9 protein-coding genes and 3 tRNA genes are annotated in these 12,282 nt (G+C 61.2%); 3 read left to right on the top strand and 9 right to left on the bottom strand.

What is annotated here, in order from left to right; genetic code table 11:
- Nucleotides 1-71: 71 nt before the first annotated feature.
- Nucleotides 72-410, top strand: coding sequence for a hypothetical protein (locus BLV45_RS11775; protein WP_090533088.1), 339 nt, complete (start codon nt 72-74; stop codon nt 408-410).
- 119 nt (nt 411-529) lie between these two features.
- On the opposite strand, the gene BLV45_RS11780 is transcribed toward BLV45_RS11775, so the two are convergent.
- From BLV45_RS11780 to tig, 8 genes are all read right to left on the bottom strand, one after another.
- Nucleotides 530-2,464, bottom strand: coding sequence for a SurA N-terminal domain-containing protein (locus tag BLV45_RS11780; protein ID WP_090533090.1), 1,935 nt, complete (start codon nt 2,462-2,464; stop codon nt 530-532).
- 87 nt (nt 2,465-2,551) lie between these two features.
- Nucleotides 2,552-2,628: transfer RNA gene (locus BLV45_RS11785), tRNA-Asp, on the bottom strand.
- Nucleotides 2,629-2,674: 46 nt separating this feature from the next.
- A tRNA-Val gene (locus BLV45_RS11790) sits at nt 2,675-2,750 on the bottom strand.
- Between the two features lie 107 nt (nt 2,751-2,857).
- Complete coding sequence (locus BLV45_RS11795; protein ID WP_007585907.1) at nt 2,858-3,130, bottom strand: HU family DNA-binding protein; 273 nt, start codon at nt 3,128-3,130, stop codon at nt 2,858-2,860.
- Nucleotides 3,131-3,479: 349 nt separating this feature from the next.
- Nucleotides 3,480-5,900 (bottom strand): endopeptidase La, encoded by a 2,421-nt coding sequence (lon, locus tag BLV45_RS11800; RefSeq protein ID WP_090533092.1) that lies wholly within the window; start codon nt 5,898-5,900, stop codon nt 3,480-3,482.
- A 203-nt stretch (nt 5,901-6,103) separates the two neighbouring features.
- Nucleotides 6,104-7,375 carry an ATP-dependent Clp protease ATP-binding subunit ClpX gene (gene clpX / locus BLV45_RS11805; protein WP_090533094.1) on the bottom strand — a complete coding sequence of 424 codons (1,272 nt, stop codon included), beginning with the start codon at nt 7,373-7,375 and terminating at the stop codon, nt 6,104-6,106.
- A 185-nt stretch (nt 7,376-7,560) separates the two neighbouring features.
- Nucleotides 7,561-8,214, bottom strand: a complete 654-nt coding sequence (clpP, locus tag BLV45_RS11810; protein WP_090533095.1) for an ATP-dependent Clp endopeptidase proteolytic subunit ClpP — start codon at nt 8,212-8,214, stop codon at nt 7,561-7,563.
- A 143-nt stretch (nt 8,215-8,357) separates the two neighbouring features.
- The gene (gene tig, locus BLV45_RS11815; RefSeq protein WP_090533097.1) at nt 8,358-9,704 is read right to left on the bottom strand and encodes a trigger factor; all 1,347 of its coding nucleotides are present in this window, start codon (nt 9,702-9,704) and stop codon (nt 8,358-8,360) included.
- 451 nt (nt 9,705-10,155) lie between these two features.
- Here tig and BLV45_RS11820 point away from each other — a divergent pair, with 451 nt between their 5' ends.
- On the top strand, nt 10,156-11,301 hold the full coding sequence (locus BLV45_RS11820; RefSeq protein WP_090533100.1) for a glycerate kinase: 1,146 nt from the start codon (nt 10,156-10,158) through the stop codon (nt 11,299-11,301).
- Nucleotides 11,302-11,365: 64 nt separating this feature from the next.
- Nucleotides 11,366-11,818 carry a MarR family winged helix-turn-helix transcriptional regulator gene (locus BLV45_RS11825; RefSeq protein ID WP_090533102.1) on the top strand — a complete coding sequence of 151 codons (453 nt, stop codon included), beginning with the start codon at nt 11,366-11,368 and terminating at the stop codon, nt 11,816-11,818.
- A 201-nt stretch (nt 11,819-12,019) separates the two neighbouring features.
- On the opposite strand, the gene BLV45_RS11830 is transcribed toward BLV45_RS11825, so the two are convergent.
- A tRNA-Leu gene (locus BLV45_RS11830) sits at nt 12,020-12,106 on the bottom strand.
- Nucleotides 12,107-12,282: the final 176 nt, after the last annotated feature.

The raw sequence follows: 12,282 nt of genomic DNA on the forward strand, positions 1-12,282 counted from the left end.
TTTGATGCTCCGACACTATTGCCTGACCTTGAAACCCGGCTCGAAGTTGAGCGATTCTGAAAGGAGATAACGTGAAATACTTACCGTTTATCGCTTTGACTGTGGCACTTTCTGCCTGTGCGGGGCAACCGCCGGCAGGTGTTCAGTCTGTCGGACAAAGCCAGCAGCCGCCAAAGGTAGTCGGCCAGTGTATTGCGCAGAAGTGGGCTGACAAATCGCAGCAACAGGTGGTGTCGCAGGATGCGCTTGCGAACGATGCCGCCATGGACGTCTACGTTCCGGGGCAGCAGCCGCCTGATGGCGCGGCCGCAATCGTGCGTCCGTCGTACAGCGGCCCGGGCTCGTGGGTCGGCTTCCGTTCAGGTCGCGGCGCCGGTGGCGACACGAGCGACATCACGGCCTGCCTGTAGTCGTGATGTGAGACGCCGCGTCGCGCAAGCGCGTGTCCAAAAACAAAGCCCCGCTCATGCGGGGCTTTGTTTTTTCTGTGGTGCGTGGCGCCGGTGAGCTGGCGCTGCATCAGATCACGTCAATCATCCTGCTGTTGCGCCGAGCCATCCAGCGCGCCGAAGAATTTCACCTTCGAACGTGCGCGCAGCGCGTCGACATACGCCTCGACCTGGGATTGCGCGTTGATCTGCGCGATCTGCTGCTCGGCGGCGGCGAGACGCTGTGCGTCAACCGGAGCGCCCGGCACCACGGCGTTCACGCGATAGATCGCGTAACCGTCGTCGCCGAGATCGACACCCACATAGGCCGGGAGCTTCTGCGCATCCGTCTTGTAGATCGCGCTCAACGCAGCGGGCGGCACGCCTTGCGCGTCGTTGCGGGAGACCTTCAACGCCGACGAGAACCCTTGCGTCGACTTCGACTTCTGCAGTTCCGCCAGCTTCGCCGCGCCGTCCTTGCGTGCCATCTCCGCCGACTGCTCCACGATCACCTTCTGGCGCACGGCGTCCTTGACGACGTCGAGTGCCGGCACCGTCGCCTCCTTGTAGTCGGTCACGTGCGCCGCGATCAGCGTGTTACCGCCAACGTCGATGGCCTGCGTGTTGTTCTTCGCCTTCGTCGCATCGCTCGAAAATACCGCGGCCAGAAACTTCGAGTTGTTCAACGGGCTGTCCTGTGGCAACTTCGCGTCAGGCTGCGGTGTGACGGTGGCGGTCTGGATCTGCAGCTTGTACTTGTCGGCGGCCGGTTGCAGGCTCTTTGCCTGCTCATACACGAGCGACGTGAAGCCTTCCGAGTCGTCAGCGAACGCCTTACTGGCTTCCTGCGCCTTCAGGTCCTTGATGATCGAATCTTTCACTTCGTCGAGCGGCTTCGTGACGGCCGGCTTCACGTCCGTCACCTTGACGATGTGATAACCAAAATCCGTCTGCACGATGTCGCTGATTTCATCCTTCTTCAGCTTGAACACGGCGTCATCAAACGCCTTGCCGCCGGCAATCATGCCCGGCCCGAAGTAACCCAGATCGCCGCCCTTCGCCGCCGAACCCGGATCCTGCGAGTTCTGTTGCGCGATCTGCGCGAACTGGTCCGGATGCGCCTTGACCTGTGCGAGCAATTCGTCGGCCTTCTGCTTCGCCTTGGCCTTGTCTGCCGCGCTCGCGTCTTTCGGCACCGCGATCAGGATGTGGCTCGCGCGCACTTCACCGTCGGTACGGTAATGCGCGATGTTGTCGTCGTAGTACTTCTTGATGTCGGCATCGGACGGCTGCGCCGTTGCGGCAAGCACGGCCGGCGACATCACCAGGTACTGGATCGTCGCGGTTTCCGGCGTGGCGAACGCCTGGCGATGCGCATCGTAATAAGCCTGCAACTGGGCGTCTGTGGGCTGCACCTTCGACGCGTAATCGCGTGCGCGGAACGCGAGGCCCTGCACTTCGCGTTGCTGTTCAGCGAGATCGGTGAGATGCTGCGCGAGGGTCTTCGAGGTGAACGCACTCGACTGAATGGCCGCGGGCAATTGCTGCGTGGCAAGCCCGTAACGCACCCGCTCGTCGTACTGCTCGGGCGTCATGCCCTGCATCGCCAGCAGTTGCTTGTAGCGGTCGACGTCGATCGTACCGTTGGCATTCTTCAGCGAAGAAATAACGGGATCGGCCAGCAACGTGCGGCGCACCGCGTCGTCAGACGCCGTCAGATGCAGGCGCTGCGTTTCGTCGGCGAGCACACGTTCCTGAATCAGGCCGTCGAGCATGTCGCGGCGGCGCTCGGGTGTGTCGAACGACTTCATGTCGAACCGTGCGCCGAGTACCTGACGCGCGCGATCGAGCTGCTGGCGCATCGCGTTGTCATATTCGACCCGCGTGATCTTGTGCCCGTTGACGCTTGCGACGTTCGCGCTCTCGTCAAAGAAACCGCGGAAGCCCTGGATGCCGACAAACCCCAACCCCGGCACAATGACGAGGATGAGCATGAACATCATCAGGCGTTTGTGATTGCGGAAGAAATCAAGCATGCGTGAGGATTGGCCAAAAACAGAACGCCCGATATTACAACAGCGGGCAATAAAAAAGGCGAACCGGAGTTCGCCTTTCGAGGATACTGGCGGAGTGGACGGGACTCGAACCCGCGACCCCCGGCGTGACAGGCCGGTATTCTAACCGACTGAACTACCACTCCTTTTTGCACATACTGACTGCTCGTTCGCTGCTGCGACATCTGGAACTGGTGGGTGCTGAGAGGCTCGAACTCCCGACCTACGCCTTGTAAGGGCGCCGCTCTACCAACTGAGCTAAGCACCCGTTCCACGATTCACGCGAACTGCCCGCGTTCGCTACGCATCGAACTGACGCTGACTGATGCACTGTATATCAAGTAGCTTTTACAGGAACCCCAGTCAGCGAGCCAATTAGTTTAGCGCATCCTTCAGTGCTTTGCCAGGCCTAAATTTAGGCACCTTGGCTGCCTTGATCTTGATCGCGGCGCCCGTGCGCGGATTGCGACCTGTGCGTGCCGTGCGCTTGCCCACGGCAAATGTACCAAAGCCAACCAGCGTGACCGAACCGCCCTTCTTTAACGTCCCTTTGACGCCGCCGATCACAGCATCGAGTGCACGTCCCGCTGCAGCTTTCGAAATGTCTGCTTGTTGCGCGATGTGATCGATCAATTCCGTCTTGTTCATTCCAGCCCCCGAGAATGTTATTGGGCAATCGTGATAGCGCCTTAGGCGCCGGTTTGTAAGCAGGCACGGCAAAAACGCCGGGCCAGCTAATTAGAATGGGCCTAAACCCTTGTGTCAAGCGGGGTTGAGCCTGATTCGAGCACACATTCCGCACGCGTTTCATGACGAAATTTTGCAGACGATCGATGCACGTGCAACCGGTTTGCATGGTGCGGACATGCGTTGCACACATGTTGGGAAAAAATGTGTCAGCGACGTGAAAACCGCGCCCGCAAACGCTCCTGGAAATAAAAAAACCCGCGGCGCACAGGGCCGCGGGTTTTCGTGCTGCAGGAACCGCCTGGGTCGATCAGTGCTTCACGACTTCCGATGCGGAATCCTTGGCCGGTTCGGCTGCAACAGCCGGCGCGGCCTTCGGTTCTTCTTCCGGCAACGGTTGCGGCACACGTTCGAGCGCGAGTTCGAGCACCTTGTCGATCCAGCGGACCGGCACGATTTCGATCGCGTTCTTCACGTTGTCCGGAATCTCCGTCAGATCCTTGACGTTTTCCTCCGGGATCAGCACCAGCTTGATGCCGCCACGATGCGCCGCCAGCAGCTTTTCCTTCAGGCCGCCGATCGGAAGCACTTCGCCGCGCAACGTGATTTCGCCCGTCATCGCGACATTGGCACGCACCGGAATGCCGGTCAGCACCGACACCAGCGCGGTCGTCATCGCGACACCGGCCGAAGGACCGTCCTTCGGCGTCGCGCCTTCCGGCACGTGGATGTGAATGTCCTGCTTCTCGAACGCTTCGTCCTTGATACCCAGACGGCGCGAACGCGAGCGGACCACCGAGCGCGCTGCCTCGACGGATTCCTTCATCACGTCGCCAAGCGAACCCGTGCGGATCACATTGCCCTTGCCCGGCATGACCGCGGCTTCGATAGTCAGCAGATCGCCGCCGACTTCCGTCCACGCAAGACCCGTGACCTGGCCAACCTGATTTTCCTTCGCGGCCAGACCGAAGTCGTACTTGCGCACGCCGAGGAAAGTGTCGACATTGCTGCCGTCGACTGTCACCGCGCCTTCCGCCTTCTTCAGCAGAAGCATCTTCACGACCTTGCGGCAGATCTTCGAAATTTCACGTTCGAGCGAACGCACGCCCGATTCACGCGAGTAATAACGAATGATGTCGCGGATCGCGGATTCCGTCACGTCGACCTCGCCTTCCTTCAGGCCGTTGTTCTTCTTCTGCTTCGGCAGCAGATAACGTTGCGCGATGCTGACCTTCTCGTCTTCCGTGTAACCCGCCAGACGGATCACTTCCATCCGGTCGAGCAGCGGCGGCGGAATGTTCAGCGAGTTCGACGTCGCCACGAACATCACGTCCGACAGATCGAAGTCGACTTCGACGTAGTGATCGGCGAACGTATGATTCTGTTCCGGATCAAGCACTTCCAGCAGCGCCGAAGACGGATCGCCGCGGAAATCCTGGCCCATCTTGTCGACTTCGTCGAGCAGGAAGAGCGGATTGCGCACGCCGACCTTCGTCAGGCTTTGCAGGATCTTGCCCGGCATCGAGCCGATGTACGTACGACGGTGACCACGAATTTCGGCTTCGTCGCGCACGCCGCCCAACGCCATGCGCACGAACTTGCGGTTCGTCGCGCGAGCGATCGACTGGCCGAGCGACGTCTTGCCGACACCAGGAGGCCCGACGAGGCACAGGATCGGCGCCTTCACCTTGTCGACACGTTGCTGGACCGCGAGATACTCGAGAATGCGTTCCTTCACTTTCTCGAGACCGAAGTGGTCTTCGTCGAGCACGGTCTCGGCGTTCGAGAGGTCGTTGTTGACCTTGCTCTTCTTGCGCCACGGCAGCGCGATCAGCGTGTCGATATAGTTGCGCACGACAGTGGCTTCAGCCGACATCGGCGACATCAGCTTGAGCTTCTTCAGCTCGGCGTCGGCCTTCTTTTTGGCTTCCTTCGGCATGCGGGCGGCCGTGATGCGCTTCTCGAGTTCTTCGAGATCCGCACCTTCCTCGCCTTCGCCGAGTTCCTTCTGGATCGCCTTGACCTGTTCGTTCAGGTAGTACTCGCGCTGGCTCTTTTCCATCTGGCGCTTCACGCGCCCACGGATGCGCTTTTCGACCTGGAGAATGTCGATCTCGGCTTCGAGTTGCGCGAGCAGATGCTCGAGGCGCTCGACGACCGGGAACATCTCGAGAATGTGCTGCTTCTGGTCGAGCTTCAGCGGCAGATGCGCGGCGATCGTATCGGCCAGACGCCCTGCTTCATCGATGCCCGACAGCGACGTGAGAATCTCCGGCGGAATCTTCTTGTTCAGCTTCACATACTGGTCGAACTGCGACACGATCGCGCGACGCAGCGCTTCAGTTTCGGCGCTGTCGGCGTGGTCGGGTTCGAGCGGCATGACTTCGCACGAAAACTGCGTTTCCTGTTCTTCGATGGAAAGCGTCTTCGCGCGCTGAAGACCTTCGACGAGCACCTTCACGGTGCCGTCGGGCAGCTTCAGCATCTGCAGGATGTTGGCGATACACCCTGTTTCGTACATGTCCTTTTCGGTCGGCTCATCTTTCGCAGCCGTTTTCTGGGCGACGAGCATGATGTGCTTGCCGCCTTCCATCGCTGCTTCGAGAGCCTTGATCGACTTCGGGCGGCCTACGAAGAGCGGAATCACCATGTGCGGGAATACGACTACGTCACGCAGCGGGAGCAGCGGGAGCGTAATGCGTTCCGGCGGAAGGAGTTGGGTTCCTGACATTTCATTTCCCCATGAGTGGAATCAGTTCGTTCGATAGGTGAGGCCAGCAAAAAAGATTGCAAGGCCTCCGCGTGTGGGAAAAGTTCAGTGACTCCGAAAGTTCAGTGACTCCAATAGAGAAAACAACCATCCTGACCACAAGATAAACGAAAAAGCCGTTCACGTCGCCATGAACGGCTTTTTTGCAGAACCCGGAAAGCCGATCAATTCGAACCCGCGACCTTGGGCGCATCTTCGTAGATCAGCAACGGTTTGCCGTCGCCGTCGATGACGTTGTCGTCGATGATGACCTTGCTTACGCCCTTCATCGTCGGCAACTCGTACATCACGTCGAGCAAGGCCTGTTCCAGGATCGATCGCAGACCCCGGGCACCCGTTTTGCGCCGGATCGCCTTGCGCGCGACAGCCTGCAGCGCACCCGGACGGATCTCCAGTTCGACACGCTCCATGTTGAAGAGCTTGTGATACTGCTTGATCAGCGCGTTCTTCGGTTCGACGAGGATTTTCATCAGCGCGGCTTCGTCGAGCTTGCCGAGCGTAGCCACCACCGGCAGACGGCCGATCAGTTCCGGAATCAGGCCGAACTTGATCAGATCTTCCGGTTCGACTTCGCGCAGCACTTCGCCGGCGTCGCGGTCCTGCTTGCTCTTGACGCTCGCGCCAAAGCCGATGCCGGTCTTTTCCGTGCGGTCGACGATGACCTTTTCGAGGCCGTCGAACGCGCCGCCGCAGATGAACAGGATGTTGGTCGTGTCGACCTGGATGAAGTCCTGGTTCGGATGCTTACGGCCACCTTGCGGCGGCACCGACGCCATCGTGCCCTCGACCAGCTTCAGCAACGCCTGCTGCACGCCTTCGCCCGATACGTCGCGGGTGATCGACGGGTTGTCCGACTTGCGGCTGATCTTGTCGATTTCGTCGATATAGACAATGCCGCGCTGCGCCTTGTCCACTTCGTAATTGCAGTTCTGCAGCAGCTTCTGAATGATGTTCTCGACGTCCTCGCCGACATAGCCGGCTTCCGTCAGCGTCGTTGCATCGGCAATGACGAACGGGACGTTCAGAAGACGCGCGAGCGTCTGCGCGAGCAGCGTCTTGCCGGAGCCCGTGGGGCCGATCAGCAGGATGTTGCTCTTCGACAGCTCGATTTCGTCTTTCTTGTCGAGATGCTTCAGGCGCTTGTAGTGGTTGTACACCGCGACAGCGAGGATTTTCTTCGCGCGTTCCTGGCCGATCACGTACTGATCGAGGATTTCGCGGATTTCCTGCGGACTCGGCAGATCGGACTTGGACAGGCCCGTTTCCACGCCTGAGCCAGCAGCTTCGTCGCGGATGATTTCATTGCACAGGTCGATACATTCATCACAGATGAATACCGACGGTCCGGCAATCAGCTTTTTGACTTCATGCTGACTCTTGCCACAGAACGAGCAATACAACAGCTTTTCGCTGTTAGAACCCTTTTTGTCCGCCATAGATGTGTGAGCCTCCGGACACTCGATTACATAATACGCCGTTTGCTCCAGCCCCGCAGTCGGCCCAGGACGACGCGCGAAGGCTGGGGCGGCGTGTTCGCCGCAGGCGCTCAGGGACGGGTCAGATGCTTCTCATTGGATTGTCGTCCGACCCTTTGCCCTGTTTTGGGGCGCGTTCTACCCGATCAGGGACGCTTGTGCAGAACCTGGTCAACGAGACCGTAAGCCTGCGCGTCGTCACCCGACATGAAATTATCGCGATCGGTGTCGCGCGCAATACGCTCGACCGGCTGACCCGTGTGATGCGCGAGCAGCTGGTTCAGACGCTCCTTCAGGTACAGGATTTCCCGTGCCTGAATTTCGATGTCCGACGCCTGACCCCGTGCGCCACCCAGCGGCTGGTGAATCATGACGCGCGCGTTCGGCAGCGTGAAACGCTTGCCCTTCGCGCCGGCTGCCAGCAGGAACGCGCCCATGCTCGCGGCGAGACCCATGCACAGCGTCGACACGTCTGGCTTGATGAACTGCATCGTGTCATAAATCGCCATGCCGGCCGACACCGAGCCGCCCGGGCTGTTGATATAGAAGCTGATGTCCTTGTCCGGATTCTCGCTTTCGAGGAACAGCAACTGCGCGACGACGAGATTGGCCGTCTGGTCATTCACTTCGCCGACCAGGAACACCACCCGCTCCTTCAGGAGACGCGAGTAGATGTCGTACGAACGCTCGCCACGTCCGCTCGTTTCCACGACGATCGGGACGAGCCCGAGCGCCTGCGCCTCGAGATCCCGGGGCGCGTGGGAGGCTAACGTGTCCAGCAATTGAGCGCGAAAGGTCATGCAGTGGATCCTTGTCTGGAATGTTCTTGTTCGTGAGGCAGGTGAGTACGACGACGCCAGTTTCAAGCCCGCACGATACGCCGGACATAAAAAAACGGCGTGCGGCCGTCGCTCCGACAGCCGGCACGCCGTTACAACGACGCTTACGCCTGCGCCGTTGCGCTTGCCAGTTCTTCGAAGCTCACATCCTTGTCCGTCACTTTGGCCTTGCCGAGCACGAAATCGACGACGTTCGCTTCAACGACGTACGCTTCCATTTCCGCGAGGCGCTGCTGGTTCGAATAATACCAGCGGACGACTTCCTTCGGGTCTTCGTAGCTTTTCGCGAATTCGTCGACTTCGGCGCGGATCTGTTCCGGCTTCGCCTGCAGGTCGTTTGCCTTCACGAGTTCAGCCAGCACGAGGCCGAGTTTCACGCGGCGCTCGGCCTGCTCGGCGAACATTTCCGCCGGGATCGGTGCGTCGGCTGCGTTCGGCACGCCGCGTTGCTGCAGATCCTGGCGCGCCATTTCGACGAGGCGTTGCTGGTCCTGCTCGATCAGCGCCTTCGGCACGTCGAGTTCCGAGATCTTCAGGAGCGCGTCCATGACCTGGTTCTTGACGATCGACTGCGTGCGACGCTTCGCTTCGCGCTCGAGGTTGTCCTTGATTTCAGCGCGCATCTTGACCTGGTCGCCGTCTTCGATACCGAGCGACTTCGCGAATTCAGCGTCGATTTCCGGCAGGTGCGGCCATTCGATCTTCTTCATCGTGATCGTAAACTGCGCCGTTTTGCCGGCGACATCCTTGCCGTGATAGTCGGCCGGGAACGCCAGATCGAATGTCTTCGATTCGCCGACTGCAAGGCCTGCCGCTGCCTTTTCGAATTCCGGCAGCATGCGGCCTTCGCCGAGCACGAACACGAAATCGTCGGCGCTGCCGCCCTGGAACACTTCGCCGTCGATCTTGCCGACGAAGTCGACCGTCACGCGGTCGGCGTCTTTCGCTGCCGTTTCGCCGCCGCCGTCGCCATGCTCGCCGGCTTCGCCGCGTGCGTGGTAGTGGACGCGCTGCTTGCGCAGGATATCCAGCGTGCGGTCGATTTCCGCTTCGCTGATGGTGGTCGTCGTGCGTTCGATTTCAGCCGTCGCGACGTCGCCCAGCTTCACTTCCGGATAGACCTCGAACGTGGCGTCGAACGCGTAGTCGTTTTCTGCGGCGTCGGTCTTCGGCGCGAAGCTCGGCTGGCCGGCCACGCGCAGGTTTTCAGCGCGGCTGATGTCGAAGAACTCCTTGCCGACCTTGTCGCTCAGCACTTCAGCTTCCACCTGGCCCGAATACTGTTGCGTCACCATTTTGAGCGGCACCTTGCCCGGGCGGAAGCCCGGCATGCGCACATTCTTCGCCAGCTGGCGGATGCGCGAGTCCACTTCCTTCTGCACGGTGTCTTTCGGCAGGGAAATCGTTACGCGGCGTTCGAGCTTGCCGAGGTTTTCAACAACGTTAGCCATGGCTTCAATCGTCCTAAAATTATTCGAGCGAATCAGTTATCTTTTCCGCGCTGCCTCCCGATGCCGCTTTTGACGCCCGGTCCGGGCACAGCCTGCATCGATCGCGCACCTCTCGCCGCGGGCCCTCGGGGCGCCTGCAACGCGGTTTGGGTCAGAAGAGCCGAATATTTTAGCAAACTATTTGCGCGCCTAGCCGGGATTCGATCTTTTCGCGCATTTTTTGCTGCCGCCGGGCCCGGATTACCACCTTTTTCCAGTCTTTTTCCCGCGCGGACAACCCATGTTTCCGGCAACGCTTCGCCCGGCCGGGCGAAGCGGACAGGCGACGGGATAGCCGCTATGCCATACGACATATTCAGTGGCCAGCGCCATGCTGCTAAGCTATCGCCCACGCTCGCACCTCGGCTCGCCGCGGTGCGCATCGCCCGACAACAACCCCATACGAGACACCATGCCGAACCTGTCGTCCACGCCTGTCGTCGTCATCGCTCCCGATTCCTTCAAAGGCTCGCTTGGCGCCGATCAGGTCGCCGCGGCCATCGCCGCCGGCATCCAGCGCGCGCGGCCAGACGCGATCGTGCGCACGTGCCCGATGGCCGATGGCGGCGAAGGCACGCTCGACGCAATGCTCACGCACGGCGGCCAGCGCTCGATGCTGTCGGTACGCGGTGCGGCGGGCCCGGTGCGCGAGGCGGCCACGGGCCTGCTGGCCGACGGCAGCGCGATCATCGAAACGGCGGAAATCGTCGGCATCACCGATCCGGTCGGCATGAGCGTGCCCGTCGAGGCGCGCAGCACGCGCGGCATGGGCGAGGCGATCCGTGCATTGCTCGACACCGGCGTGCGCCGGTTCTTCGTCGCGCTCGGCGGCAGCAGCACGAACGATGGCGGCGCGGGCCTGCTCGTTGGGCTCGGGCTGAAACTGTTCGATGCGCAAGGCCAGGAACTCGAGCCGACGCCGGAACAGCTCGCGAAGCTCGCGTGCGTCGACGCGTCGCAACTCGATGCGCGGCTCGCTGACGCGAGCTTCACCGGCATGTCGGACGTCGATAATCCACTCACCGGCGAGCACGGCGCGACCGCCGTGTTCGGTCCGCAAAAGGGCGTGAGGCCAGACCAGGTTTCGACAATCGACGCGGCCCTCGCCCGCTTTGCCGATCTGCTCGAACCCGCGCTCAATCGCGTGGCGCGTGATGAAGCCGGCGCGGGCGCGGCGGGCGGGCTGGGTTTCGCGCTTCACATGCTCGGCGCGCAGTTTCAGCCGGGCGCTGAAGTCGTTGCCCAGCAGATCGGCCTCGATGCCGCGCTCGAAGGCGCCAACTGGCTGATCACGGGCGAAGGCCGCTCGGACGTCCAGACGCTGCATGGCAAGGCGCCGTTCATCGCGTGCCGGCATGCCGCGGCGGCGGGCGTGCCGGCCACCCTGCTTTCCGGTGCGATCGACTCCGCCGCGCTGCCGCGCCTGTCGGAACACTTCACGGGCTGCTTCTCGCCGGCGCCGGGTCCGATCACGCTCGAGGTCGCGATCCGCGACGCGGCGCGGTTGCTCGCGAACGAGGCGGAACAGCTTGCGCGGCTGAAATACGGCGCGCGTTGATCCGCCCGGCGCACGCGCCAGCAATCACAGCGGCACGCTTGCATCCATCCAACCCGGGGACATCATGAAGGCATCCGCCAAAGCCGGACTCGAGCAGTTCCTGACGTATCGCCTGCACGTTCTGAACAAGCTCGCCGAACGCGGCATCGGCACACGTTATCAGGAGAAGCTCGACATCACGCTTCCGGAAGCGCGCGTGATTGCTTCGGTGGGATCGTTCGGACCGTTTTCGATCATGGATCTCGCACGGCACGCGAATCTCGACAAGAGCCAGGCGAGCCGCGCGGCCGAGGCGCTCATCAAGCAGGGGCTCGTCATGCGCGAGGCGAGCGAGGACGATGGCCGTGTCGTGCTCGTTTCGCTCACGGCGCAAGGACGCGCGCTCTATCGTCGCGTGATGCCTGTCGCGCGCAAGTGGAACGAGGATCTCTTCGCTTGCCTCGACGAGAACGAACAGGCCTCGCTGAGCAGCGCGCTCGACAAGGTCATCCAGAGCATGGAGGCGCGTGAAGCCTGATGTGCATCGAGCGCCGGCACTTCCAGTCTCCTCGCCTGCGATTGCGCAGCATCACACTGTCCTTGAAAGCGGTGCATGCCAGCGCAGGCGAGGCGTAACTGATTGCGTGTGCAACCAGCAGGGCGCGCGTGGCCGCGCGCGATGTCACGTGGTGACATCCAAACGGTGAACCTGCCGGGAAGAATCGATATGAAAAAAGAGTGGTGCGAGGAAGGGGACTCGAACCCCTACACCATTGCTGGCGTCAGGACCTAAACCTGGTGCGTCTACCAATTTCGCCATCCTCGCAGCCGGGCTGAATGCGTGAGCACGCTACCCAGATATTCTGGCTCGCCAACGTCCGCTCAGCAGCGGATGCTGCCCGCTGAAGCCGCGCCCGAAAGCGTAAGCGCGGAATTCTAACCGATTGGCCAACGCTTGTCTGCATCTGCGAAATCGATCGCGATGCTACAATTTTCGGCTTG

This window comes from Paraburkholderia sartisoli, from assembly GCF_900107685.1.
GTDB classification, from domain to species: domain Bacteria; phylum Pseudomonadota; class Gammaproteobacteria; order Burkholderiales; family Burkholderiaceae; genus Paraburkholderia; species Paraburkholderia sartisoli.

What these genes read in the sequence shown, in the direction of transcription:
- BLV45_RS11780 (WP_090533090.1), bottom strand. Translation starts at nt 2,464, where the DNA reads ATGCTTGATTTCTTCCGCAATCACAAACGCCTGATGATGTTCATGCTC.
- BLV45_RS11795 (WP_007585907.1), bottom strand. Translation starts at nt 3,130, where the DNA reads ATGAACAAGACGGAATTGATCGATCACATCGCGCAACAAGCAGACATT.
- lon (WP_090533092.1), bottom strand. Translation starts at nt 5,900, where the DNA reads ATGTCAGGAACCCAACTCCTTCCGCCGGAACGCATTACGCTCCCGCTG.
- clpX (WP_090533094.1), bottom strand. Translation starts at nt 7,375, where the DNA reads ATGGCGGACAAAAAGGGTTCTAACAGCGAAAAGCTGTTGTATTGCTCG.
- clpP (WP_090533095.1), bottom strand. Translation starts at nt 8,214, where the DNA reads ATGACCTTTCGCGCTCAATTGCTGGACACGTTAGCCTCCCACGCGCCC.
- tig (WP_090533097.1), bottom strand. Translation starts at nt 9,704, where the DNA reads ATGGCTAACGTTGTTGAAAACCTCGGCAAGCTCGAACGCCGCGTAACG.
- BLV45_RS11820 (WP_090533100.1), top strand. Translation starts at nt 10,156, where the DNA reads ATGCCGAACCTGTCGTCCACGCCTGTCGTCGTCATCGCTCCCGATTCC.
- BLV45_RS11825 (WP_090533102.1), top strand. Translation starts at nt 11,366, where the DNA reads ATGAAGGCATCCGCCAAAGCCGGACTCGAGCAGTTCCTGACGTATCGC.